The sequence below is a fragment of the Malonomonas rubra DSM 5091 genome, assembly GCF_900142125.1.
GTDB classification, from domain to species: domain Bacteria; phylum Desulfobacterota; class Desulfuromonadia; order Desulfuromonadales; family Geopsychrobacteraceae; genus Malonomonas; species Malonomonas rubra.
Window position 1 is genome coordinate 553773 of record NZ_FQZT01000001.1, and the last position, 25624, is coordinate 579396.

At 53.4% G+C, this 25624-nt stretch carries 27 protein-coding genes and 1 other annotated feature; of the genes, 6 read left to right on the forward strand and 21 right to left on the reverse strand.

The genetic code is table 11. From position 1 onward, the window contains the following. Window positions 1-29 precede the first annotated feature (29 nt). The 15 genes from argC to BUB13_RS02550 form a co-directional block, all read right to left on the reverse strand. Window positions 30-1067: an N-acetyl-gamma-glutamyl-phosphate reductase gene (gene argC / locus BUB13_RS02485; RefSeq protein WP_072905185.1), complete on the reverse strand. Its 1038-nt coding sequence runs from the start codon at window positions 1065-1067 to the stop codon at window positions 30-32. A gap of 160 nt (window positions 1068-1227) precedes the next feature. Further along, the gene (gene rpsI / locus BUB13_RS02490) at window positions 1228-1620 is read right to left on the reverse strand and encodes a 30S ribosomal protein S9 (RefSeq protein ID WP_072905187.1); all 393 of its coding nucleotides are present in this window, start codon (window positions 1618-1620) and stop codon (window positions 1228-1230) included. 11 nt (window positions 1621-1631) lie between these two features. Then, complete coding sequence (rplM, locus tag BUB13_RS02495; protein ID WP_072905189.1) at window positions 1632-2060, reverse strand: 50S ribosomal protein L13; 429 nt, start codon at window positions 2058-2060, stop codon at window positions 1632-1634. Between the two features lie 135 nt (window positions 2061-2195). Continuing rightward, on the reverse strand, window positions 2196-2930 hold the full coding sequence (gene truA, locus BUB13_RS02500; protein ID WP_072905191.1) for a tRNA pseudouridine(38-40) synthase TruA: 735 nt from the start codon (window positions 2928-2930) through the stop codon (window positions 2196-2198). A 1-nt stretch (window position 2931) separates the two neighbouring features. Then, on the reverse strand, window positions 2932-3693 hold the full coding sequence (locus BUB13_RS02505; RefSeq protein WP_072905193.1) for an energy-coupling factor transporter transmembrane component T family protein: 762 nt from the start codon (window positions 3691-3693) through the stop codon (window positions 2932-2934). A gap of 94 nt (window positions 3694-3787) precedes the next feature. After that, window positions 3788-4876, reverse strand: coding sequence for a 3-isopropylmalate dehydrogenase (gene leuB, locus BUB13_RS02510; protein ID WP_072905195.1), 1089 nt, complete (start codon window positions 4874-4876; stop codon window positions 3788-3790). Window positions 4877-5095: 219 nt separating this feature from the next. Continuing rightward, the gene (locus BUB13_RS02515; RefSeq protein WP_208610108.1) at window positions 5096-6508 is read right to left on the reverse strand and encodes a multiheme c-type cytochrome; all 1413 of its coding nucleotides are present in this window, start codon (window positions 6506-6508) and stop codon (window positions 5096-5098) included. A gap of 152 nt (window positions 6509-6660) precedes the next feature. After that, on the reverse strand, window positions 6661-6867 hold the full coding sequence (locus BUB13_RS02520) for a hypothetical protein (RefSeq protein ID WP_072905197.1): 207 nt from the start codon (window positions 6865-6867) through the stop codon (window positions 6661-6663). 36 nt (window positions 6868-6903) lie between these two features. Continuing rightward, window positions 6904-7002 (reverse strand): hypothetical protein, encoded by a 99-nt coding sequence (locus tag BUB13_RS19575; RefSeq protein WP_161947609.1) that lies wholly within the window; start codon window positions 7000-7002, stop codon window positions 6904-6906. Next, window positions 6972-7502, reverse strand: a complete 531-nt coding sequence (gene leuD / locus BUB13_RS02525; RefSeq protein ID WP_072905199.1) for a 3-isopropylmalate dehydratase small subunit — start codon at window positions 7500-7502, stop codon at window positions 6972-6974. The genes BUB13_RS19575 and leuD overlap by 31 nt, the downstream gene beginning before the upstream one ends. Window positions 7503-7523: 21 nt before the next feature. Next, the gene (locus tag BUB13_RS02530; protein WP_072905201.1) at window positions 7524-8804 is read right to left on the reverse strand and encodes a 3-isopropylmalate dehydratase large subunit; all 1281 of its coding nucleotides are present in this window, start codon (window positions 8802-8804) and stop codon (window positions 7524-7526) included. Window positions 8805-8842: 38 nt separating this feature from the next. Next, entirely contained in the window at window positions 8843-10384 is a 1542-nt protein-coding gene (locus BUB13_RS02535) for a 2-isopropylmalate synthase (protein WP_072905203.1), read from the reverse strand. 186 nt (window positions 10385-10570) lie between these two features. Next, window positions 10571-10797 (reverse strand) — a binding site (T-box leader). A gap of 179 nt (window positions 10798-10976) precedes the next feature. Next, on the reverse strand, window positions 10977-11177 hold the full coding sequence (locus BUB13_RS02540; protein ID WP_072905205.1) for a hypothetical protein: 201 nt from the start codon (window positions 11175-11177) through the stop codon (window positions 10977-10979). Window positions 11178-11600: 423 nt separating this feature from the next. Next, window positions 11601-11801, reverse strand: coding sequence for an indolepyruvate ferredoxin oxidoreductase subunit alpha (locus BUB13_RS02545; RefSeq protein WP_072905207.1), 201 nt, complete (start codon window positions 11799-11801; stop codon window positions 11601-11603). A gap of 90 nt (window positions 11802-11891) precedes the next feature. After that, window positions 11892-12161 (reverse strand): putative signal transducing protein, encoded by a 270-nt coding sequence (locus BUB13_RS02550; RefSeq protein ID WP_161947610.1) that lies wholly within the window; start codon window positions 12159-12161, stop codon window positions 11892-11894. Between the two features lie 148 nt (window positions 12162-12309). On the opposite strand from BUB13_RS02550, the gene BUB13_RS02555 reads away from it, so the two are divergent. Together BUB13_RS02555 and BUB13_RS02560 are read left to right on the forward strand one after the other, a co-directional pair. Continuing rightward, window positions 12310-13368, forward strand: coding sequence for a dihydroorotate dehydrogenase-like protein (locus BUB13_RS02555; protein ID WP_072905211.1), 1059 nt, complete (start codon window positions 12310-12312; stop codon window positions 13366-13368). Between the two features lie 191 nt (window positions 13369-13559). Then, a complete protein-coding gene (locus tag BUB13_RS02560) occupies window positions 13560-14720 on the forward strand; it encodes a cytochrome c3 family protein (RefSeq protein WP_072905213.1) in 1161 nt (386 codons plus the stop codon). 9 nt (window positions 14721-14729) lie between these two features. On the opposite strand, the gene BUB13_RS02565 is transcribed toward BUB13_RS02560, so the two are convergent. Continuing rightward, the gene (locus BUB13_RS02565) at window positions 14730-15575 is read right to left on the reverse strand and encodes an MYG1 family protein (protein ID WP_072905215.1); all 846 of its coding nucleotides are present in this window, start codon (window positions 15573-15575) and stop codon (window positions 14730-14732) included. Between the two features lie 141 nt (window positions 15576-15716). After that, complete coding sequence (locus tag BUB13_RS02570; RefSeq protein ID WP_072905216.1) at window positions 15717-16061, reverse strand: hypothetical protein; 345 nt, start codon at window positions 16059-16061, stop codon at window positions 15717-15719. Between the two features lie 259 nt (window positions 16062-16320). Between BUB13_RS02570 and ilvA the strand changes: the two genes are divergently transcribed. After that, complete coding sequence (gene ilvA / locus BUB13_RS02575; protein ID WP_072905218.1) at window positions 16321-17829, forward strand: threonine ammonia-lyase, biosynthetic; 1509 nt, start codon at window positions 16321-16323, stop codon at window positions 17827-17829. Window positions 17830-17840: 11 nt separating this feature from the next. Next, the gene (locus tag BUB13_RS02580; protein WP_072905220.1) at window positions 17841-18185 is read left to right on the forward strand and encodes a cupin domain-containing protein; all 345 of its coding nucleotides are present in this window, start codon (window positions 17841-17843) and stop codon (window positions 18183-18185) included. A 129-nt stretch (window positions 18186-18314) separates the two neighbouring features. Here BUB13_RS02580 and BUB13_RS02585 read toward each other — a convergent pair whose 3' ends face one another. Continuing rightward, window positions 18315-20306, reverse strand: coding sequence for a sensor histidine kinase (locus BUB13_RS02585; RefSeq protein ID WP_161947611.1), 1992 nt, complete (start codon window positions 20304-20306; stop codon window positions 18315-18317). A gap of 339 nt (window positions 20307-20645) precedes the next feature. Here BUB13_RS02585 and BUB13_RS02590 point away from each other — a divergent pair, with 339 nt between their 5' ends. Both BUB13_RS02590 and BUB13_RS02595 read left to right on the forward strand, forming a co-directional pair. Next, complete coding sequence (locus tag BUB13_RS02590; protein WP_072905224.1) at window positions 20646-21983, forward strand: putative DNA modification/repair radical SAM protein; 1338 nt, start codon at window positions 20646-20648, stop codon at window positions 21981-21983. Next, complete coding sequence (locus BUB13_RS02595; protein WP_072905226.1) at window positions 21983-22735, forward strand: TIGR03915 family putative DNA repair protein; 753 nt, start codon at window positions 21983-21985, stop codon at window positions 22733-22735. Before BUB13_RS02590 ends, BUB13_RS02595 begins: the two co-directional genes overlap by 1 nt. 50 nt (window positions 22736-22785) lie before the next feature. On the opposite strand, the gene BUB13_RS02600 is transcribed toward BUB13_RS02595, so the two are convergent. The 3 genes from BUB13_RS02600 to BUB13_RS02610 all read right to left on the reverse strand — a co-directional run bounded on the left by BUB13_RS02600 (window position 22786) and on the right by BUB13_RS02610 (window position 25615). Continuing rightward, the gene (locus tag BUB13_RS02600; RefSeq protein WP_072905228.1) at window positions 22786-24054 is read right to left on the reverse strand and encodes an NAD(P)/FAD-dependent oxidoreductase; all 1269 of its coding nucleotides are present in this window, start codon (window positions 24052-24054) and stop codon (window positions 22786-22788) included. Window positions 24055-24065: 11 nt separating this feature from the next. Continuing rightward, window positions 24066-24638 carry a c-type cytochrome gene (locus BUB13_RS02605; RefSeq protein WP_072905230.1) on the reverse strand — a complete coding sequence of 191 codons (573 nt, stop codon included), beginning with the start codon at window positions 24636-24638 and terminating at the stop codon, window positions 24066-24068. A 173-nt stretch (window positions 24639-24811) separates the two neighbouring features. After that, window positions 24812-25615 (reverse strand): hypothetical protein, encoded by an 804-nt coding sequence (locus BUB13_RS02610; RefSeq protein WP_072905232.1) that lies wholly within the window; start codon window positions 25613-25615, stop codon window positions 24812-24814. Between the last annotated feature and the right edge of the window lie 9 nt (window positions 25616-25624).

The following is a 25624-nucleotide window of genomic DNA, read 5'->3' on the forward strand; positions in this document are numbered from 1 at the left end:
ATAATATTACGATTATTCGTTAAAAAACACTAGGGGAAAAGCGGCACGATTCCCAGTCCAAGCTGCTCCGTAAAACCACAGATCAGGTTCATATTCTGAATAGCCTGCCCGGCAGCACCTTTCACCAAGTTATCGATGGCCGAAACCACGACCACCCGCCCGGTACGCTGATCACTGACCAAGCCGACATCACAGAAGTTAGTCCCGCGAACATAAGCGACATTTGGTAGCTCACCACCTGGCGTGACCCGCACGAAATGCTCGTCGGCGTAAGTCTGCCGGTAGAGGTTGATCAAGTCCTCGCTCGTTTGATCTTTACGCAGTGTCGCGTACATGGTGGAGAGGATGCCGCGGTTGATCGGCAGCAGATGCGGGGTGAAGTTCACAGCGACATCACATCCAGCCAAGGTCGAAAGAGTCTGCTCGATCTCGGGAGTGTGCCGATGGGCAGCAACACCGTAGGCCTTAAACCCTTCATTGACCTCACAGTAAAGACTGCCCTGCTTGGCAGAACGCCCGGCGCCACTCGTGCCCGACTTACTGTCGATGATCAAGGTTGCCGGGTCGATCAGATCGTTTTTCAGCAAAGGCGCCAGGCCAAGAGCGACACTGGTCGGATAACAGCCAGGATTCGCCACGAGTCGCGCACCTGCCAGCTCGGAACGGAAAAGCTCCGGCAGGCCATAAACAGCCTCAGCGAGCAACTCCGGGCTACTGTGTTCCTGGTACCACTGCTCGTAAACTGCCTGATCCTTCAGCCGGTAATCGGCCGACAGGTCCACAACTTTGCAACCCGCCTCGAGAAATCCGGGAATAACTTCCATCGCCGACTTATGCGGCAACGCGGTGAACACCAGATCGGACTTGGCTGCAATTGCAGCAATATCGACCGGCTCGCAGATCAGATCGCAGAACCCGGCCAGAGAAGGGAACACTTGGCTGATCAGCAAACCCTCGTGCTGCCGGGAGGTAACAGAGGATATTTCAATTTCAGGATGACCGACCAGCAGCCGGATCAACTCAACGCCGGTGTAACCACTGGCACCAACTACAGCAACCCTCAACATAGCTGCCTCCTGTCTATGTCAAAAAGGGATTTACAGAAAAAGTGATAGGCATAATAACGCCAGCAAAGAACATTGTCGACAACAGATAAAAAAAGAGGGAAACCGGTAACGGCTTCCCTCTTTGATCGAACAATGCGACTGTCGAAACAGTCCGTCGCGTTTAACGTTTGGAGAACTGGAAGCTCCGGCGTGCACCGCGGCGACCGTATTTTTTACGTTCCTTGACGCGGCTGTCGCGGGTAATGAAACCAGCTTTTTTCAAGGTACCGCGCAGCTCAGGGTCGATCTCGAGCAGGGCACGAGTAATGCCGTGCTTGATCGCACCAGCCTGACCGGAAGCACCACCGCCACAAACGTTGACGTAAATGTCGTACTTGCCCACGTTGTCGGTCAGCTCGAGCGGTTGGCGAACCACCATCTTCGAGGTTGCGCGACCGAAGTACTCATCGATGCTGCGCTTGTTGACAACAATCTCACCATTACCCGGCTTCATCCAGACGCGGGCAATCGAGGTTTTCTTTTTACCAGTTGCGTAAAACTTCTGCTCAGCCATCTAGCTATCTCCTAAATCTTCAGTTCTTTAGGCTGCTGGGCGGCATGAGGATGTTCGCCACCGGCGTAGACCTTGAGTTTCTTAAACATCTTGCGACCCAGGGGATTCTTGGGCAGCATTCCCTTGACTGCGGACTGCAGAACCATTTCAGGCTTCTTGGCCAGCAGCTTCTCAGCGTTGATCTCACGGATACCGCCTGGGTAGCCAGTGTGATGGTAGTATTTCTTGTCAGCCAGCTTGTTGCCGGTCAGTTTGACTTTGTCGGCATTCAGCACAACAACGAAATCACCAGTGTCAACACTCGGGGAGTAAATCGGCTTATGCTTGCCACGCAGAACACGGGCAATCTCAGTTGCAGCACGACCGAGAACTACGTCCTCCAGGTCGACTACATACCATTCTCTGTTAATATCTTGCTCTTTAGCGATTTGAGTGCTCATCGCGTTCCTCTCCAGATTTTACGTACTTTAGGGGTTGTGGGGCTCACAAAGCGGTAAACCTATCCGAAAGACCTGCTGCTGTCAAGGGAATTCTGCAGCCTGAATCGCAGAAAATTTCAACACTATTTCAAGCGCTTAATACCACACCTCAAGCAGACACAATCCCTGTGCCGGAGCCGTCAGGGCAGGCTTGATTTGTCGGTCGTTTTTCAACAACTTAGCCACGTCTTCCGGCGGCCGCTTACCGCGCCCGACCTCGACCAGGGTACCGACCATCATGCGCACCATGTTCTTCAAAAAACCGGAACCGCTGATATCGATATGCAACAGCCTGCCCTCTTCGATCATCTCAACAGCAAAAACTTCCCGCTGCGTTGTCTCTGCAGCACAACCACTGGTGCGAAAGGCGGCGAAATCATGGACACCGACAAACGTCTGCGCCGCCAACGTCATCAACTGAAGATCGAGAGATTGCCGAACCTGCCAACTGGTCCGGCGTTGCAACGGCGAACGTACATCATCGCGCAACAAAGTGTAACGATAACGTTTACCCTTGGCCGAATAGCGGGCATGAAAATCATCGGCGGCAAACTCTGCCTGGCGAACAGCGATCGCTATGGGCAGGAACCGGTTCAGCCCATCCCGCCAGGCTGACAGCGGCAAGTCTCGCTGCGTATCGAGATGACAGACCATACCCAGAGCATGTACTCCGGCATCGGTGCGACCGGATGAGTGCACGCGAACAGGACTACCGAGCAGTTGCTGCAAAGCCGATTCGACCTGCTGCTGCACAGAAACTCCATTCGGTTGCACCTGCCAGCCGACATAGTCGGTGCCATCATATTCTATCGTCAGCTTGATTCTTGCCATATTACAGCGTCCAAAGCACAATAAGAAAAATGGCCCCTGCGGCGAACAGCAACCAGTCAAAACGGGTCAGTCGACGATCATGAACCGAGACACCCGGCTGATTGTTTTCAGTCGCAGTCATCTCGACAGCCAATTGATCGGCCCGGTCGACAAGGCGCAACAACAGCGGCGCAACCAGCCCTGCCCGCGCTTTTATCCCCGCCAAACCTTTTTCCGCTGGCGCCTCGGGCTGCAAAACGGCAACTTCTTCACGGATCAACGGAAAAAATTGCAGGACCAGAACCAGCATACCACCAGCTTCACGCACCGGCACGCGCAAACGTTGCAGCGGAGACAGTAAAGAGGTCAACGCCCAGGCCAATCGTTCCGGCCGGGTAGTCCACGCCAGCAGCATGGAAAATAATACCGCCAGTAACAGTTGACCGTCGATCAGTAAACCTCGCAGCAAACCATCCAGAGACAACCAACTGGTGCCGAACAGGGTACGACCGGGGGTAAAGAAAAGATGCATCAGCAGCGTGAACAGCAACAACCAGCGCAGCATAGCGACCACACGCAAACCATTCCGCCACCCCCGAGAGCAGCCGCGTGCCGCCAGTAACCAGAGCAGCAGCAGCGGCAACAGGCGCCAGCCGGAACTGGCTGAAAACAGGCTGACTACCACAACCAACAACAGCAGCAGCTTCAAGCGCGCATCGAACCGATGCAGCCAGCTGTCGCCGTCGCAGTAAACACCGGGATATGTTTTTTCCGCTGTTGGCATAAGGCACGTTTCAGCAAAACAAAACAGGGGGCGGTAACCGCCCCCTGCCTCAGGTAAAAATCGAACGAATTTTCCGCTCGGCCTATTTGACTATTTACAGGCGAGCGATAATGGCATCACCGATTTCGGCGGTGTTGACCTTCTTCTCACTAGCAGTCCCCTGGTAGATATCACCGGTACGATAGCCGTCGTTCAGGGTTTTCTCAACAGCAGCGTCGATGGCGTCTGCCGCTTCGATCATGCCGAAGGAGTAACGCAGCATCATCGATGCCGAGAGGATCTGGGCGATCGGGTTGGCGATACCCTGACCAGCGATATCCGGGGCGCTGCCACCGGACGGCTCGTACATGCCGAAGGAACCTTCCGCCAGCGACGCAGATGGCAGCATGCCGAGAGAGCCGGTCAGCATGGCCGCCTCGTCGGAGATGATATCACCGAACATGTTGCCACAAAGCATCACGTCGAACTGCTTCGGCCACTTGACCAACTGCATGGCAGCGTTGTCAACGTACATGTGGGACAACTCAACATCCGGGTACTCTTTGGCAACGCGCTCAACCACTTCGCGCCAGAGCACCGAAGTCGACAGCACGTTCGCCTTGTCGATGGAACAAACCTTCTTGCCGCGTTTGCGGGCCGCCTCAAAAGCAACGTGAGTGATGCGCTCAACTTCGGCGTCAGAATACTTCATGGTGTCGAAACCGGTACGGGCAGCACCTTCGCCTTCGATACCCTTAGGCTCAGCGAAGTAGATGCCACCGGTCAGCTCACGCACGACCAGCAGGTCGAACCCGCCCTCAATAACTTCTTCCTTCAGGCTGGACGCACCAGTCAGGGCCGGAAAAATGATCGCCGGCCGCAGGTTGCAGAACAGGCCGAAGATTTTACGCAGCGGCAGTAGCGCGCCGCGCTCCGGTTGCTCATCCGGCGGCAGGCTTTCCCACTTGGGCCCACCAACGCTACCGAACAGGATGGCGTCGGATGCTTTACAGATTTCAACAGTGCTGTCGGGCAGCGCCTTGCCTTCGTTATCGATACCAGCGCCACCGACATTTGCGGTCGTCCGCTCGAAGCTGACATCGTATTTTTTTTCGATGGCATCGAGCACCTTGAGTGCTTCGGCCATAACTTCAGGCCCGATACCGTCACCGGGCAGAACTGCTACTTTGTAGGTCGCTCCCATTCTCATCTCTCCTGATAAATATTTATAAAAACAAACCGCTTTTCAGTTTGCTCACAACCGATTTTGTTGCGCCGGAACCGCCCCCGACTCAGGCGAACAAGACTATAGGAAGGGGCTGTTTTTTTGTCAAATTTTTTGTTTCGCCGGTATCGTCGACAATGAAAAAAGCCGGACTCAAAAGAGCCCGGCCGAATTAAATTTTATCTTTGCAAAATCGAATCAGAAGACAACCCTGGTCTGCGCGGCTGCCATCTCGACACTTTCAACCGGAGGATACTCCTCACCGGTCCGCTCAGCAGCTTCGTCCAGCGTTGCCTGGGTGAATGAGCGGTACATCAGCCGTGTGCTCACCTGATACTCACCTTTCGCAGGAAGAGCGATCTGGTAAGTCTCGCTATCCATCCCCTTGGCTGGAATGCGGCGATCATACCCGATCCCCTGAGCCCGCCAGCTTTTACCGGTCAAGTTGCCATCAGCATCGCGGAACTGAACGCGGAAGAAAACGGCATCAGGATCGACATGGTTTTTCTCATCAACAAGGCCGGAGCTGTAAACAACTTTGCCAGTCGCATCGGTCACGATGACTTCCAGCCACATGATGCGAATATAGGTTGTTCCGGTCGGGATTTTGTGCCCGGCTCCAACATTGTGAACCTCGACCGTCAGGGCGAGGTTACCGTCGCCGGCAACGGTCTCGGCCAACTTCATTTCCGCCGCAGACTTCAGGTACTCACGCGCCATCTCGGCTTGCTTCTTGTTGCCCATCGCGTCCTGCACATAGGAACTGGCACCAACAAAACCATGGTACGGCATGTTGTCGCGCCACTTGCCGAGCAATGCTGCCCGCCCCGGAGTCTCCTGCACTCCCGGAGTCGGCGTCATGTGGCAATCCTGACAGGTGATATTCTGCTCGCCATACCAGTTGGTTTTCCAATCCTGCCAGGTATCGATAATGTGGGTCCCGTTGGCCGGGTGGATGACCATGTGGCAGGATCCGCAAAAGTCAGCCTTGGTGTGATTTTCGTTGAACTTGACGCCGTGATAGAGCGAACGACCATCGCCGCGTGGACCCTTTTTCTCGTTGCCCGGCTCAGAAACGTGTCCCATGTTATACATCTGGTCGAGCCCGGTGACGGTGTGACAGAAATCGCAGGAGATGCCGCGCTTGGCGGTCTCGTCAAACATGCTGCCGTCAGCAGGAGGCAGCTGTCCGGTACGGGCGGCGATCGGCGCATGGCAGGCACCACAGAGCAAATCGGTTGCGCCATCGGTTTCATGATGCGCCATCATGAAATCCTGCTGATACCACTTTTCTGTCCAGGCGTGTGCGTGCATCGACTCTTTCCAGTCATTGTAAATATCACGGTGACAGTTTTTACAACGGTCTGGGCTTTCAAATGAGCCTGGTTCAAAAATTTGCGGCTCCGCCGGTTTCGCTTCCTCGACGACCTCTTCGGTTGCAGCGACGACCGGCTCGGCAGTTTCCTCGGCCTGCTCTGTTGCTGCGTCTTCCACAACAGCAACGGTCTCAACGTCTGCCGGATCGGAGGCCATCTTCGAATTATAAAGTCCACAGCTGGTCAAAACAGCAGCCACAAGAACGAAAAGAGCAAACAGAGCGAAACGCTTCATAAAACCTCCTTCGGAGTAGAAATATAATAAAGACAAAACGAGTCCACACAGGACAAACCATCCAGGCACCGCTAGTCTATATCAGAGACTAATGAGATTGCAACGTAACAAGAGTGGAAATGTGCAGGATCGTAAAATCGAAATGCAACCCGTCAGGACTTAGCAGACAAGCCGGCAGAAACGAGAGCAAAAAAACCTACAATAATAACCAGCAGAACAAACAGGACTAATGACCGGGCCAGCCACTTGGCGATAAACTCTAAAATTTTCGATGGTTTATTTTTATCCAGGAATGACCAAACTGCTCCAAGAAGCAGCGAAACCAAGAAGCAGATTGTGTAAATATTGTAAAGCGACATAAACTCCTCCCACCCGACTCGATATTACTGGCGTCATCACAAAAAAGAAAAGCCGATGAAATAAATCACCGGCTTTTCATGACAAAAAAAGCTATTGCCGTCAATCAATAACGCGCGTCGGCAAACTCGACCCAACCGCCGGATTCGACCAGCGCCTTGTCGAACTTGCTGATTTCGAAGCTGAAGCTTTTCTCTTCACTGCCAGCTTTGGCTGTGACGGTTTGGGCCTTCAGATCGACGGCGATTTCGACTTCGCCCTGCTGTTGCAGCGCCATCAGCTGATCGATATCAGCCTTCGGTAGTTCGATTGCCAGCATGCCACCATTGAACATGTTCTGGCGGAAAATGCGGGCGTAACTTTCGGCAATAACGGTGTGAACGTCGTTGACCTCGAAGACCCAGGGAGCATGCTCGCGGGAGGAGCCGCAACCGAAGTTTTCGCGCGAGACCACAACGGTCGCCTTCGCCAGTATCTCCCCTTTCGGGTCGAAACCTTCCAGCATCAGGTCTTCCAAAATGTAGGGTTTCAGGGCCTCCTTAGTCACCTCAGTGAGGTACTTGGCCGGGATAATTTCATCGGTATTGATGTCGGACCGGTCGAGAAAGATTGCCGATCCACCAAATTTCTTCTGCATCGTTTATTCTCCTCGTTCCGATTACAACGTACGGGCGTCGGTGATGACGCCAGTGATTGCAGTTGCCGCAGCGGTGGCCGGGCTCATCAAGTGAACCATGCCGCCCTTGCCCATCCGACCGCTGAAGTTACGGTTGGTCGTCGAGGCGCAGACTTCGCCCTCAGCCAGCACGCCGTTGCTCATGCCGAGACAGGCGCCGCAGGTCGGGTTGGTGACGCAGAACCCCGCATCCATGAAAACCTGGATAATTCCTTCGGCCAAGGCTTCCTGGAAAATTTTCGGTGTCGCCGGGGAAACGATACCCCGCACCGAATCAGCAACTGTCTTGCCTTTGAGGACCGCAGCCGCTTCGCGCAGGTCCTCGATCCGACCGTTGGTGCAACTGCCGATATAAATCTGATCGACTTTGGTGCCAGCCATTTCCGGCACTGTTTTGACGCAGTCCGGTTTGTAGTCGAAAGTGACCATCGGCTCCATGCTGGAGACATCGATGTCGACAACCTTGTCGTAACTGGCGTCGTCGTCAGAGATCCACTTGCTGTATTCTTCCAGTGCTGCTTCCTTGCTGGCAAACTCGTCCTGAATGAACGGCCAGAGGTACTCAACAGTGGTCATGTCCGGCATGCAAACACCTGAAGTACCGCCCGCTTCAATCGCCATGTTGCACAAGGTCATGCGCGCTTCCATGCTCATCTGGTCAACGATCGGCCCACGGAACTCGATGACCCGATCGGTAGCACCATTCACACCGAGTTGACCAATGACGTAGAGAATGACGTCCTTGGCGAAAACGCCTTGCGGTAGCGAACCGTTCAGGTTGACGCGAAGAGATTTCGGCTCACGGAAGGAGCAGACCCCCTTGAGAATACCGACCTCCAAATCAGTGGTCCCGACACCGGCAGCGAAAGCACCGAAGGCTCCGTGGGTACAGGTGTGACTGTCACCCATGATGACGGTGAAACCGGGACGGATGTAGCCCTTCTCCGGGAAGATGGCATGGCAGACGCCGTTACGGCCGACATCGAAGAAATCGGGGATATCGTGACGACGCGCCCACTCGCGCAGAATCAACGCCTGGGTTGCTGTCTTGCTATCCTTGGCCGGGGTCACATGATCAATAACCACCTTGATTTTGTCCTTATCAAACACCCGGTCCTTCCCCCGCCACTCCAGATCGGCGATCGCCACCGGGGTGGTGATCTCGTGGCAGAGGACCCGGTCGAGGCTTAAGACCTTGGTCCCCTCGAACGGCTCATCTTTGAGATGGGCATCAAAAATCTTTTCCGCTAACGTCTTACCCATGAGTTTCAGTTCTCCTGTTTTTGAAGCAATAACAAATCTCAGACATCGCCACGCGTACGCTTGGCGATGCTGGCAATCTTATTCAACGCATTGATATAGGCCTTGGCGCTGGCAACGATAATGTCCGGGTGAGCACCCTGACCCAGCACTTCTCGCCCTTCGGCATTCTTCAGGCGAACCGCACATTCACCCTGCGCGTCGGTTCCGCCGGTGATAGCACCAACCGAGAAGTTGAGCAAGGGGTAATCGGTCCCGGTGATCTCTTTGATCGCCTTGAAGCTGGCATCGACCGGGCCGTCGCCCATTACCGCAGCTTTCTTCACTTCGCCCTCGACATCCAACTGCACGGTCGCGGTCGGAGCAGCAAAAGAGCCGGAACTGACATTCATCTGCAGCAGTTTGTAGGTTTCCGTGACGCGCAAGACCTCATCGGCTACGATGGCATCGAGATCTTCATCGAAAATCTCTTTTTTCATGTCGGCAAGCGACTTGAAACGAACAAACGCCTTCTCGATCTCTTCTTTGTTGAGGTCGTAACCGAGCTCTTTGAGACGATCAATAAAAGCATGACGACCGGAGTGCTTGCCAAGCACCAGCTTATTGGCGTTGAGGCCGACCGACTCGGGAGTCATGATTTCGTAAGTTTCTTTATTCATCAGCACGCCATGCTGATGGATACCCGCCTCATGAGCAAATGCGTTGGCACCGACGATCGCCTTGTTCTGCTGCACCTGGATACCTGTGATGGTGGTCAAAAGCTTGCTCGACGGAACGATCTGCTCGGTGACCACACCGCAGCTGTAAGGCAGGAGGTCCTGCCGGGTCCGGACACTCATTACGACCTCTTCCAGCGAGCAGTTACCGGCCCGCTCACCGATGCCATTGATAGTACACTCCACCTGCCGTGCACCGGCTTGAACCGCTGCCAGAGAATTGGCAACAGCGAGCCCCAGGTCGTTATGACAGTGAACCGAGATAATCGCATCATCGATATTCGACACGTTTTCTTTCAGGTAACTGATGATCTTGGTGAACTCTGAAGGAATCGTGTAACCGACGGTATCCGGAATATTAACCGTCGTTGCACCCGCTTCAATAACCGCCTTGACCACCTGTGCCATGAACGGCAGACGGGTGCGCGCAGCATCCTCGCAGGAGAACTCAACATTCGGCGTGTAACCAGCAGCACGCTTGACCGCAGCAACAGCGGTATCGATGACCTGCTGCTCGCTCATCTTCAATTTGTGCTCCATGTGAATATCGCTGGTGGCGATAAAAGTATGGATGCGGCCGCGATCGCCAGCATACTTAAGTGCCTCCCAGGCACGGTCGATATCTTTATCGTTGGCACGGGAAAGGCCGGCAATCTGCGTCCTTTTGATGGTCTGGGCAATCTTTTTGACCGCCTCGAAATCGCCTTCGGAGGCGATCGGGAAACCGGCCTCCATAACATCGACGTTTAACCGCTCCAACTGGTGAGCAATGCGGAGTTTTTCCTCAATATTCATACTTGCGCCTGGAGACTGCTCGCCGTCACGCAACGTGGTATCGAAAATAATAATTTCTTCTTTTTGACTCATGGTTTCATCCCCTTCTGTCGTGGTGCCCATCGGTCAATACCGGGGCAGTTCTTGTTATTCGTGGTAAAAGTTTTTCGGTCGTTCAGTGCCAGGTCACTTAGGTCGGATTCCACTTAAGAACCACCCCCTTTCAGCAATTCGGTTATTTGCGAAAAATAAAAAAGCTCCCGCTCCTGTATCGTTAAATACAGGGGCGAGAGCTCGAATGCTTCGCGGTACCACCCTGATTCGATTTTGCAATTCTGCTGCAAAACCCTTCATTTCCTTTTACGCAGGCTCACGACGGAAACTAACCTTTAAGTTTCATTCCCGCAGCTCCAAGGCGAGTTCAGCAGTTCTTCGTACCGGCTTGCAGCGGCCGCCGGCTCTCTGAGACGAACAACTTACCTACTACTCCTCTTCATCGCTTTTCGATGTGAAAAGTGATTGAACCGGAAAAGCCGGGGCAAGTCAAGACGATTTTAAGATTTTATGACTTTTCCGGTAAAAAACCTGGTGCAGTGGGTGAGCACGATTCATGCGCCAATTCAGGCAAAAGAAAAGGCGACCAATTCGGCCGCCCGTTTCTTCGACATCTAGCTGTTACTGGTGATCAATGAAACTCGATCGCCTGCTCTTCGTTCCAGATCTCGATCGCTTCTTCCATACTGTCGGCAGATGCCATCTTATCGCAATCGTTCTTCGAACAGTAGACACCCCAGTGACTGGACGGGGCAAACTCACAGGGGCCAAAAATTTTTGCCTGGCCTCCGCAGCGGCAGGGAACAGCGATGTTGTGACTATGGGCTTCCATTTACAAGACTCCTTCCAGTTGAGACGGTATCAGCATTAGCAGCAAATACCTTTAGTGTTATTTTTTTTCATATATCACAACTGGGGTTCGAGTCAATTCATTTTTTCATTGCAATATCAACTAGAACGGGGGTTTGCCTGGCATAAAAACGTATACGGTAAGCACAAAGGTCATTTACCAGATCAAATACTTGCACAGAAACCAGCTAACTGTGCACAACATACCGTAATTACTAGCATCAGAAGATGAATCAAATCTCGGCCAAGAAGAACAAGGCTTTCTATTTTAACGAAATGGATAACGATTATTTTTCCGTGTGAAATTTTTTAGATCGATGTTCTTCTGCTCATAAATAGAAAAGCCGGCAAGCTTATTAGCGCTCACCGGCCCTCAAATGCCTTACAAACTTTTGCTACGATCGATCTAAAACCCACAACCGCCAAGCTCGCCCTCGTCATAACCGATCGCGCTGACCGGGCAGGCGGGGATACAGATACCGTCAAGATCACAGAGTTTCATATCGATAACAGCCTTGCCGTCAACAAGGCTGATTGCTTTCTCCGGGCAAACTTTGATGCATTCACCACTGCCACAACACAATGCGTGGTCGACAACGATTTTCATAAGCGAAATTCTCCTCGGACGTAAGATTGAAAACTCATCCTAGAGAAACCCAACTGCGGGGTCAAGCTACGAGATAAAAAACACCTCCCCTTAATCACGCGGGGAAAGGCAGTTCCAGCATTGTTCGAACTGCGGGTCACACAACTCCCCACAGTCGGGGCAACGCCATCCCTGTTTATTCGATAGACTCTGCCGCAACCAACCGTCAAGCAGCAGCTGTGCCCGAGGGTAAACTTCATCATCAACAACCCAGAGTTCCGGATAACACTCGACAAAAGGAATTTCGCCAATGGCAGAAAAAAGCTGATCATTCTTCAGCAGGCACTCTACCCCCTCACGTGCCAGCAATTCGCGGTACATTGCTGCCTGCGGTCCCTCCCAAAGCTGAAACTGATGAAGTCTTTTCATGACTGTAATTATAACAGCTTACAAAAGAGAACAGTTATGGGAGAATTCTGATTCTCTGTTAAAATATGGAGACAAAGGTATTTTTCACAAGGAGGAGTTCATGGCCGATCTATCGACCACTTATATGGGCATTCCGCTACGCAACCCCTTTATTGTTGCCAGCAGCAGCCTAACAAAAACCCTGGATGGTGTTCGCCGTTGTGCCGAAGCCGGTGCCGGCGCCGTTGTCCTTAAATCGTTATTCGAAGAACAGATTGCTGCCGAAACAAGTGAACTGAGCAAACATGCGGATGATTATTCAGGCTACGGCGAAGCTTACCACTACATTCAGGGCTACGGCATGGACCTCGGCCCGAAAGATTATCTGCAGCTGATCGTGGATGCAAAAAAGGAGCTCGATATCCCGATCATCGCCAGCCTCAATTGTATCAGTACCGAGCGTTGGGCCGAATATGCCGGACAACTGGAGAAAGCCGGAGCCGATGCGATCGAACTGAACGTCGGCCTGATGCCGACTTTGGCAAAAGAGGAAGGTCCGACCATCGTCGACCAGCACCTGCGCATCCTGCACAGCGTGAAGAGTCGGGTAAAAATTCCAGTGGCGATGAAAGTCGGCCCCTACTTTACCTCATTCGCCAACATTGCTGATCGCCTCACCCGCGACCGTGCCGAAGCCCCGGCCTACAGTGTCGGCTGGTTTGGCAAAAACAAGGATGTCGGCAAAATCACCTGGCACGGCGCCGATGCCCTGGTCATCTTCAACCGCTTCTACAAATTCGATATCGATATCGACAAGCTGGAGCTGGTGCACGGCAACCCGTACAGCACCCAGCAGGAGATTCACTACACGCTGCGCTGGCTGTCGCTGCTGAACGGCAAAATTCCGGCCGACCTCTGTGCCAGCACCGGCATCCACAACGGCCGAGACGTGATCAAAGCGCTGCTGGCCGGCGCCAAGGTGACCCAGCTCTGTTCCAGTCTCTACCTCAACGGGGTTGAACAGATCAGTCAGATTGAAGCAGAAGTCAAAGACTGGATGCAGGTACAAGGGTTTCAGGAGCTGTCCGACTTCCGTGGCAAAATGAGCCAGATCAACAGTGAAAATCCATCCGACTACGAACGCCTGCAATACATCAAACTATTTGTCGGTGTCGAGTAACAGCTAGCGGGTCCGGGCAATGTCCGGGCCCGCCAGCAACAAACCCCTCCTGCCAATCCAGAGCCACAATACCAAGCTCATTAAAATTATATTGCACCAGAACGACAAATGCCATATTATCCACAGTAGACGACTGGTGTTCTGGAATTCAATTCCGACTTGCGCACTCAGCTCCACGTGGAGGGACGAACATGGCAGTAACAGCTTTCCCCAGAAACGCCAGAATGGCAGGCATACTTTTCCTTCTTACCGCAATCGGCCTGCTCATTACTCTCTCCCAAGCAAAAGCGACGATCAATGGCAGCTGTGTCGACTGCCACACCATGCACAACAGCCAGAACGGTGCCAGCATGAACTTCGATGATTCAGCTACACCCAATGCTGCCCTGCTGAAAGGAAGCTGCCTCGGCTGTCATGCCCAAGGTAGTACCAGCGCTCTGGTCGATACTGGTTCGGATATGATTCCGCAAGTCATGCATTCGGAAGCGACCGATCTCGCAGGTGGAAACTTTGGTTTTATCACTGGCATGAAAGGGTCTGGCGCCGACGACAACAAGGGGCACAATATTGCGGCATTAACGGGTGAGGATGGTACCGTTTCTGCTCTGCCAGGCGGAATTCAGCAGTCTTTTCACGAAGACCAGATCGTTAACACCAGCAACTTGACCTGTGCAGGCACCAATGGTTGTCATGGTTATCGCTATGCGGGAGATAGCTTTCCTGAGGGAATCACGGGAGCGCATCACAACAATGTAGATGGCAAACTGACAACGGCTGACACGATAGGCAACAGCTACCGTTTCCTCACCGGCATCGTCGGGCTGGAAGATGACGATTGGCAATACACCAGAGCAAGCAACGACCATAACGAGTACTTTGCCATGGCGGAGCCGATCAAGCTTGGCTGCTCCGGTGGCACCACCAGCTGTCACGCCACCGGCGGGGTTAAAGCGCCAGATGGCACCATCAGCCAGTATTGCGCCACCTGCCACGGCAATTTTCACACCATAGAAACAACTGCCTCGACCGGCATCGGCAGTGTTGCCAGTTCACCGTTTATCCGCCACCCGACCGACATTATCCTGCCAGCTGACGGCGAATATGCACTTTACACAGCATACAATCTTGATGCTCCGGTCGCACGTACCACAGCAGTTCCTGATGTAGCAAGTGCCTCAGTTACACCGGGGTCGGATGCCGTCGTCTGTATGTCCTGTCACATGGCTCACGCCAGCGACTACCCGGACATGTTACGTTGGGACTACCTCAATGATTGCAGCGCTAATCAGGTCAACACCGACTGCGGCTGCTTCGCCTGCCATACAGCAAAAGACGGGGACCCCAGCGAGTAAAATCGGTCGTTAAACTACAGCGGCATCGGCCACGACTGCTTGCATCGCCAACGCCAGAGCCTGATCCAACGGCAAGAGAGTCTGGGTTTTGGCAACAAAACCGTTGGCGTGAACAAAGCGAATTTCCGGATTATCCGCGACAGCGCGGAAATCGACACTGTGGTGGTCGGCCAGCCGCAGCAATTCCCAGCCCTCACCCCGTGTCGACGGGGTAATGCTCATCGCCACCTGCTCATCGTTGAGAAAGCGCAGGAAACGATCCATCGACAGTTTCGGATCATCAGCAATGGTACTGACAATCGCCTTCAGATGCTTCACCGGAACCACCTGAGCTTCTGCCTTCAGCCGCTCCAGTCGGGTCATTTTCCGATCAATCATCGCCAATAAATCACGGCCGAGGTCCCTGATCAGGGCGTAAAAAAGGTCGCCTTTGCGTAGCTCTTGCAACGTAGAGAAACGGGAGAGAATATAACCGTCGATGGGAGACGATGCAGCGAACAGCACACTCGAATCGATGCCAAGCTGCTGCGCCGTGCGGTAAGGTCCACGCACATCCATCATGCTCATGTGGCTGTACCACTCGAACATCAACATCGCCCGCTCGTGCTGACCAAAGTGCTTCATAACCAAGTGAAAAGCACAGGGCAGAAGCGGATCCTGATGATGATCGAAGTTATGCAGATCCTCGTTATACTCCATGCCGACATCGACAACATATGTCATCGGGTCGGCCAGGTCCTGCGGGGTCGCTTCCCGGCGGTAAACCGCATCAACGTCGAGATTCGAAAGCAGAACAGCGACGGAAAGAAAATCATCTTTGTGCGCACTTCCGGGGTGCACGATTACTGTGTACATTGAGGTATCTCTAAACTGCCGAAAACAAACATAATCGAATCGAAAGCGGCAAACTTTCGTCGACCAGAAACTGAATCTGCCCCGCAGTATTGATCACTACGGGGCAGGGCTCAAATAGTTTCTTTTTAATAAGCGAAAAGTCTAAACGGCGACCGGCAACGGGGTGGCCTTCATCGGGCTCTGTTCCGGGGTCGGACGCACATCCTTGTGGAACTTCCTAAATTTCTCATGAAACTCCTTGCTGTGATAATTTTTCTTTTGCACAGGAGATTTCATCGAACGATCAATCTGCGGATGCAGAGATGAGAACGGGCACGTCTGCCCCGCATTCCCATCCATCACCATCAGGAACGATTGGCCGGACGGGGTTGTGATGATGTAAGCCGAAGTAACAGCGCTCTTCCCTTGCCAGCCACCATCTGAAAGCGACCAAGCCATAGCGGTTGTCGAAACGAACAGTGCAATCAGTACGAATATGAACCTCATAAGCACCCCCTGCGTTCATCATTTACGTAAGCAGGTTATTTAAACCTACGGAGAAACAATCTCTTTTCCACTTTCAAACATTATAAAAACAATCACGCCGAAAAACAATGACCATTTTGGTTATATTTATTTCAGCAAGCGGGATAGAAGATCATAAACTGACATTCAAGCCAATATATGCTATTAGTTCGGGACTTTTCCAAATGTCTGAATCAATGAACAGAACAGCGGCCAGCCAACGACTCAGCAAGGAGCAATAATGCAGAAGCTGATCCGTCAGATCCTAACTTCAAAAGTTTACGAAGCCGCCCACGAAACTCCCTTGGAGCCTGCGATTGGGCTTTCACGTGAGCTGAACAATAATATCCTGCTGAAACGGGAAGACCTGCAGCCGGTCTTTTCTTTCAAACTGCGCGGCGCATACAACAAAATCGCCCACCTCTCTGACCAGGAAAAACAGGCCGGCGTCATCGCGGCCTCGGCCGGCAACCACGCCCAGGGGGTCGCCTATTCCGCCCGTCAACTCGGCCTGAAAGTGCTGATCGTTATGCCCGCCACCACCCCGCTGATCAAAGTGGACGCAGTCAAAAGTTTGGGAGCGAAAGTCATCCTGCACGGTGATAACTATTCCGAAGCTGCCGATCGCTGCCAGGAGCTGGTCGCGGAAACCGGCATGACTTACATCCACCCGTTCGATGATGAACTGGTGATTGCCGGCCAGGGAACAGTTGCCGACGAGCTGCTGCGCCAGAGCGCCGGCAAAATCGACGCGGTTTTCGTACCGGTCGGCGGTGGCGGACTGATCGCCGGTATCGCCGCTTACTTCAAAGCACTCTGCCCGGAAGTAAAGGTAATCGGCGTCGAACCCTATGACAGCGATGCCATGTACCGTTCGCTGGAGGCAGGCAAACGGATCACCCTCGATTCTGTCGGTATTTTCGCTGATGGTGTTGCTGTGCGCAAAATCGGCAAACTCACGTTCGACCTCTGCCGTCAGCATGTCGACGAGATTATCCGCGTCAGCACCGACGAGCTGTGCGGGGCCATAAAATCAGTCTATCAGGCAACCCGCTCCATCGTCGAACCGGCCGGGGCGCTGGCCACCGCCGGGCTGAAACAGTACGTGCAGAAGCACAAAATCAACGGCCAGACGCTGATCGCCATCAACTCCGGCGCAAACATGAACTTCGAGCGCCTGCGCTATGTGTCCGAACGCACCCTGACCGGCGAAGGCCGCGAATCGCTGTTTGCCGTGTCGATCCCGGAGAAACCGGGCGCGCTGCGCTACTTCTGCGAACATGTTCTGGCTGAAGCGAACATCACTGAATTCAGCTACCGCCTCGCCGATCGCAGCGAAGCACAGCTTTTCCTGGGGATCTCGGTCAACAGCGAAGAGGATCGGGATAACTTTTCCGCGCGCTTGACCGGGCAGGGTTTTCGCAACATCGACCTGACCAACAACGAATTGGCAAAAACCCACCTGCGCTACATGATCGGCGGCCGTTCTGCTGAAGCGACCCGCGAACGCCTGTTCCGCTTCTGGTTTCCGGAGCGTCCCGGTGCTCTGACCCAATTTCTCGCCGATATGGGCGCCGACTGGAACATTTCGTTGTTTCACTATCGCAACCAGGGTGGACAGTTCGGGCGTGTACTGATCGGGCTGGAAATCCCATCGGCTGAAGAGAAGAAACTGCAGCCATTCCTCAACAAGCTCGGCTATCGTTACGAAGAACAGACCGACGACCCGGCCTATAAATTATTTCTCTAGGGAGAAGAAAGATGAAGATTACCAACCTGCAGGAATGTGAAAGCATGGCGGTTGCCATGGAAGGCGCCAAGGGTGCGAGCCGTCAGCTGCCAATCGGCAAAGCGGATGGGGCGCCGAATTTTTCGATCCGGGTTTTCACCCTGGAGCCAGGAGGGCACACGCCGCACCATATTCACGAGAGCGAACATCTCAACTACGTTATTGCCGGTGAAGGTGTGGCGATGGAAGGCGACACTCCGCGCCCGATCAAACAGGGAGATTTCGTCCTGGTGGTGCCGCACGAGAAACACCAGTACCGCAATACCGGCGATAGCCCGCTGGTGTTCATGTGCATGGTGCCGAGCGAGTACGAGTAAAAAGAGTTAAAGACTGTAGGGGTAAATCAATTGGAGGACTTAACTGACGCCCGGAGAACGCCAGTTAAGTCTCAAGGATGGGTTTACGCATCTCTGGAAATCGAGATCACGTACTTCGCTTAAGCTGATTTAGCCGAAGGAGAAGTAGAACGTCGAACCACTGCCGACTTCACTTTCGGCCCAGATATCGCCACCGTGACACTGGATAATCCGCTGCACGGTGGCAAGCCCGACGCCGGTACCGTCGAATTCAGATTGTGTGTGCAATCGCTTGAACGGCTTGAACAGCATATCCGCGTTTTTCATGTCGAACCCCGCCCCGTTGTCGCGAACGTAGAAATACGACTTTTCCCTGTCGCTCGCTGCTCCAAGCTCGATACTGGCCAGTTGAGTCTGATTGGTATATTTCCAGGCGTTGCCAAGCAGGTTTTCCAACACAATCGTCATCATATCGAAATCAGCATCGACCGACAGGTTGCCCGCCAATGAAACCTCGACCTTCCTGTTCGGTTCCCGCTGTTTGAATCGCTCAAAGATGTCCTGAGCCAAAGCGGACATATCAACCCGGGATCGCTCCAGATCGGCCGAACTCATACGCGACAGATCCATCAGCGTGCCGATAATGTTATCCATCTTCTCACCCGCGTAGATAATCGCCTTCAGGTATTCTTCCTGAACTTCAGGAGGGGATTCTTCCGCCAGCATCATCTCTGCATATCCGGTGATCAGAGACAGGGGGTTGCGTAAATCGTGTGACACCGCCGAGTTAAAAGCATCCAGCTCCTGATTGGCTTTTGCCAGTTCACGCGTGCGCTCTGCGACCCGCTGCTCCAGCCCGGCATTCAGTTCATCAACCTCCTGACGTGAAGCTAGCAGGTTATTCGACATCTGGTTAAAATGACGTGCCAGCTGCGCCAGCTCATCATTGCCTTCCAGGGCGACTTGTTGCTGCAGATCACCCCGGCTGACAGCGTCCATACCGTCTTTGAGCAGCTGCAGCGAAAGCAGAATTTTCTGGCTCATGCGCAAGATCAGCAACAACAGGAAGAGAAAAGCGATGCTGAGCAGAATAACCCCCTGCCGGCTGGCACGTGACGCCAGCATCAGCAGCTCTTCACTGCCCGATTTCAAGGTGGAAAAAACCAGCAGAGGCAGATGATCACCGAGCGGGTTCTCCAGCGACCCTTGAACCATCATCAACAGGGCCTTGCGTGGCATCCCCTCCTGCCTGATACGCACAGCCTCGTCCTCGGCCCGCATCAAGTCATCCAGCGAAGTCACAATCTTGCTGACGCTGGAGACCGACATCGACAACTGCGGCTCGGAACCAAGCGACTGGTCAAAAGCCGCCAGGAACCAGTCGTTGATGGCACCACGGACCTCGACTTTCAGTTCCTCGTAGCGTTGCAGACTTTGCCTGTTCCCCGTAAGCAGATAAGTGGCGAGGGCAGAAAACTGTCGACTGCTGGTAGAATTAACCCGGCAACCGGCAATAACATTATGAATCGCCGCATGCGTTGTATCGAGAATTTCAGAGTTGTCGCCCGGCTTCCAGACACGGTTACCAATTGCCAGCAACAACTCGTGATAGGCATCCTCCACATCGTTGAAGCCATTCTGCATCGCGGCATCGATGCTGCTGAAAATCTCCTGCTCCAGCAGCGCCCAGGACCCATATTCAAACTGTTTCAGAGCAAGCGAACGTTGTCCCATGTCGATCAGATCGAAACTGCCCAGCACGTAATCGACCCAACGAAAATAAATCTTACGCAGTTCCTCGGCCTCACCAGCGCTGATCAGGTCCCCCTGCACCCCCAGTAACTTTTGAGTTTGTGCCGAGTCGATCCACAACTCAAATCCGCGCTCGACCTCTTCGGTCAACTGGTTAAACTCTTGCCGGTCGGTCAGATCACCGGTCACCAGATAATCGAATGCCTCTTTCGCCTGCCTGGCCAAACCGGTATTCACTTCAGCTATACCGAGCAGGTAGCCGGTGGCGGGCACAAACAGATTGACCTTCTTTTCCACCCGGAACGCAGAACTCATTTCGTGCCAGACCGCGGTTCCAAGGACCACGCTGATCAAGCTCAGAATCAAAATCATTTTGAGTTTTAGCGACATTTTTTCCTCAACAAGCAGCTTTTGATTTCTCAGTATCTGTCGCAAAAGAAATGCCAACCGGGAAAAATTCATAACAATATGTTTTTACAGGGAAATCACTAAAAAAAGGAAGTGTACCGAAATAGCAGACGAAAGCAACCAAAGTTTCTCGTTCACCGACATATCAGGATAAACATATGATTTAAATGAACTTTCTCTGAATCGAAAAAAGTTGCACCCGCAACTATAGTTGCGCAGTTTTATGGAATGATTTTCTCGGTAAAGATCCGCCTTGTGTCTTTTATTGTCACAGTTGTCGGCTATCTACGGATAAACAGAAACTGAACCGGAGAGCAATTGATGTTACCTGCAAAGCAAATCCCAGCAACGACTGCGCCTGCCGTGCATAAATCGCTTGATGTGATGGAAAAACTGCAACTGCTCTCAACAGCCGCTCGCTACGATGCCGCCTGCGCGTCCAGCGGCAGCACCCGGCAGAACAGCGGAGAAGGATTCGGTGCAGCCCACAACAGTGGCATCTGTCATTCCTGGTCAGCCGATGGTCGCTGCATCTCGCTGCTCAAAGTTCTCTACAGTAACAACTGCCGCTACGACTGCGCCTACTGTGTCAATCGCCGCTCCAACGATCACCGACGCACCAGCTTTACCCCGCAGGAACTGGCACAGTTGACCAGCGAATTTTATCGTCGAAACTATATCGAAGGCCTCTTCCTCAGTTCGGCCGTGTTCAGCAATCCGGATGACAGCATGCAGCCTCTTTTGCAGACGTTGCGCCTGCTGCGGCAAAATTACCGCTTTCACGGTTACATCCATCTGAAAATCATACCCGGCTGCAGTCCTGAGTTGCTCGCTGAAGCGGCCAGGTTGGCCGACCGGATGAGCGCCAACATCGAGTTGCCAAGCGAACAGAGCTTGCGCCAGTTGGCCCCGGAAAAGGATGAGAGGGAGATTCTGCAGGTTTTTCACCATGTCCACCAGTTGACAGGTGACCACCGTCTGCCTGCCAGGCGGCAAAAAAAGGACGGCATCAACCCGGCCGGCATGAGCACGCAGATGATTGTCGGCGCCACCCCGGAGACCGATTTCACCATTCTGCAGCGTGCCGACCTGCTCTATCGCGGCCCGGGTTTGAAACGGGTTTATTACTCGGCCTATATCCCGGTCAATGCCGACAACCGCCTGCCAACGGTCTCGACCACCCCGCCGCTGCTGCGTGAACACCGGCTTTACCAGGCCGACTGGCTGCTGCGTTTTTACGATTTCCGTTTGGATGAAATTATCGATCCGGCGCATCCGCAGCTTGAGACCGATCTCGACCCAAAAGCCGCCTGGGCGCTGCGGCACCTACAGCACTTCCCCCTCGACATCAACCGGGCCAGCAAGGAGGAACTGCTGCGGGTTCCCGGCATCGGCGTGCGCTCAACCCTGCGCATCCTCAAGGCCCGCCGCCATACGCGGTTACAGGCGAACGACCTGAAAAAACTCGGCATCGTCATGAAACGCGCGCGCTATTTCCTGCACGATGGCCGTCACTACCTCGGAGATGTCCCCCAGCAAGAAGATTTCATCCGCCGGGCGCTGACCTCGGAAACACGAAAACAGGCGAACCGACAACTCAGCTTCAATTTCGAAACCAGGGTCGAAACAGCGACTTCAGCCATCACTGGAGAGCTGTGATGATCCTGACCTACGACGGTTCCCTGTGCGGATTCCTCTGCCTGCTCGGTCGCGCGATCAAAGAGCGGATCGATGTCAGTGATATCCAGCGCCGCACACAACCTGGCACGGCCGATCTTTTTGACCAGGAACAACGTATTCACAACGACCCCGAATGGGCAGCAAAGGTCGCTTCAGGGCTGGAATCGAAATTGGGAAGAGGCTTCATGATCACTTTCGCCCAAGCGTTCTACAGCGAAGAAGAGGGGGTTGAAAGTGACCTGTTGGCAGTGACCCGGCGCGCTTTGCGTGAGGGAGCCAGCATCATGAATCATCTGGCCGAACATCCTGTCGGCTGGGTCCATTTTGTCGCCCAGAAGAGCAACCGCGAACGCCATCGCCTGCTCGGACTGCTGCGTTTTCAGCAGTTAACCGACGGCAGCTACCTGGCTCGCACCAGCCCGCGCTGCAACGTCGTTCCTCTGCTCGGCAGCCACTTCGCCAAGCGACTCGGTGATCAGCGCTGGTTGATTGTTGATGAAAAACGCAAACTCGGCATCTGGGGGGAGAAAAGAAAGTGGTCGGTGGTGGAGAATATTGCCATCTCTGAAGAATTGACTTTGCACGACAACGAGCAAAAAGTTGCCGATCTGTGGCGCTGCTTTTACCACAACATCAGCAACCCAGGCCGGCACAACCCAAAGTTACGCCAACAGTTCATGCCGAAAATGTACTGGCAGTATTTGACGGAAATGCAACCGTATATGCCGTAAAAAAGCCCCCGTCCAAACAGACAGGGGCTTTCGTGGTGTGCACTCAGCGATCAGGTCAGCATATCCGACCAGATCCCCGCGGCCCAGTCTTCTGCGTGCCGGCCGTAACGTTCTGAGCGGCCAGATGAAGTTTTCGAAGCTTCAGCGATTTTGATATTTTCTCCAGCGGCAGCATCGTGCTTGTAAACACCGGTGACGTAAATTGCCTCGGTTGCGTTGACCATGCTGTAGCAGGTGTTGGCAAAGGATGGCATCGGCGCTGTTTTACCGGCCAGTTCAGCAATAACTGCGGCTGCAGCGACTTTACCCATCGAGCTGGCGACAAAACCGGATTTCGGCATCGGCCCACTGGTTTTCGGGTCAGTGGCGTCACCGATAACATGTACACCCGGCACCAGGGTCGATTCCAGGGTAATCGGCTTGACCGGTGCCCAGTGCTTCTTCTCCGGTACCAACCCGAGTGCAAAGGCGAGGTCTCCGGCTTTCTGATCGGGGATAAAGTTGATAATGTCCGCCTTGAATTCCTCTTCATAGGTCGATACAGATTTATTCGCCGCGCTAACCGAGGCGATCACCTGCTCGGTACGGAAATCGATAACATCGGTATAGTAGTCATCCCACGCCTGCTTGAACAGCTTACCTTTCGAGGCGATCTTTTTATGCGGATCAAGGATAACCAGCTTGGAGCCTTTTTTGTTTTTCTTCAGGTAATCCGCAATCAGGCTGGCACGCTCGTAAGGCCCCGGCGGACAGCGATAGAAACCATCAGGCACACGCATCAACACCGTCCCACCGGCAGGAAGGGCGGCCAGTTCCTGCTGCAGCTGTACGGTCTGCGGACCAGCTTTGTAAGCGTGCGGCATCAGCTTTTTCGCCGCCGCATCAAAGCCTTCGATACCATCGTAGCGGAAATCGATGCCGGGTGAAACAATCAGCCGGTCGTACTCCAGCTTGCCTTTTTTGCCCTGAACATATCCTGCCTTGGCGTCGATACCGATGATCTCGTCATGCACAACTTTGATACCGCGCGCCTCCAGTCCCTGGTAGCCGATGGTGATATCATCCATCTTCTTCATTCCAGCGATCACCCAGTTACTGATCGGGCAGGAGACAAAATTCTGCTCCTTTTCCACCAAAACAACGTCCAGCGCCGGGTTCCCCATTTTCAGGTACTTGGCTGCCGTTGCCCCGCCGTAGCCACCACCGATCACAACAACCCGCTTATGCCCGCCGTGACTGGAGGCAAAGGCGTTCGGCCCGCACAGAGTAACGACGCCAAGCCCGATAGTTCCGTATTTGATAAAATCCCTGCGTTTCATCGCGCCCTCCCCTATTTCAGACTCGAGTAGTAATCGGCCATCTGCTTCAAAGTTGCTTCATCGATCCCTTTCACCAGCATCATGGTGCCGGCTTTGCGCTCACCGTTTTTGTACTCAAGCAGCGCTTCCAACAGGTATTCAGGGTGCTGACCGCCAATACGCGGGAAATTGCCTTTACCCTCACCGTTCTTGCCATGGCAGCCTTGACAACTCTTCACCAGGGTAGCCTTTGCCGTGGACGCTGCAGCGTGGGGAGTATTGACCCATGGCTTGGTAAAAAAGAATTCCGCAATCTGCTTCTGCTCCTTGGCATCGTAGCCTTTCGCCAAGTTCGCCATGACGCTGCCGGGGCGTACGCCACTGGCATATTCCTTCATCACAGTCTGCAGATAGCCCTTCTTCTGGCCACCGATAATGGGAATCAGTTTGCCTGGGGACGCTCCGTCGGTACCGTGGCAGCTGGCACAGGTTTTACTCAGGCGCTCTCCGGGTAAAGGCTGATTTCCAGCAGCGAAAACAACGCCGGCGAGGGCAAGCGAGAAAATCACAATCGAACAGCAAAGAAACTTTTGTTGCAGCGTCATAAAACCTCCTTTGTTTGAAAAAAACATCGACCAGCCATGTAACGAATCACAATCAGTATAGCTGTTATTTTTGTTTCGACAAGAACAATGTCTACCATTATGGTAACAATTTCATGACAAAAAAAGCCCACCCGTTGACAGGGCAGGCTTTTAGTTATCTGGCTGGGTAAAAATCAGTCTTTTTTGATCTCCTCGATCAACTGGACATCCTGCTGCGAGTCATCGTCGTAGCCAAGAGCGGTGTATTCTTCCTGCTGGTAGACAACCTCTCCCTCTTTGTTGAGCATGGTCCCATCGTCCATAAGCACCATACCGAACTGGTCCATCAGCTGCATTTTATATTCATGGCTGGTGGCCAGCTTCTTTTGCCGCAGACGATAACTGAGAATCATCCAGATTGCCAAACCCAGGGCGATGACGACCAGAATCGCGACCAGTGAGATAAACAGGTATTCTGCCGTCGCTGCACCAGCCTGGGCCGCGTACAGGGCAATGGCGTCCATCTTGTAAGCGATGGCCGTTGCCGCAATCAGCAGCAGCAGGCTGAACAGAAAGGGCAAACGATGAACGATATGAAAGAAAGCCCCCAACCGGTCTCCCTTACGCCAACTGATGGTGGAATAATCCATCCCACCGGGCGGTGTCGGTTCGACAGCATCACGGAAAAAATACCTGTTAAATGTCAGGATGATCAGACCGAAAACGAAGGTGATAGCGATTGGGGTGATGAAGGTGGCAAACAGGTAAGGTTTCCAGGGAAACTCGGAACCCTCTGTTGCAAGGTGATTAACGAAGCAAACGAAAAAGATCAGCCCTTCGATCACGAGCATGGTTGTCAGGTAGTTGACGAAAAAGTTATTCAGCCCCTTACTGTCAAAAGTCGCAGCCACTCCGACAGGGCCACTCGGCTTGCGCGGCCGGGGCCTTTTCACCTTCTTGGCAGTCGTATCTTCTCTTTTATCTTCCAGTTTATGCATAGCTCTCAA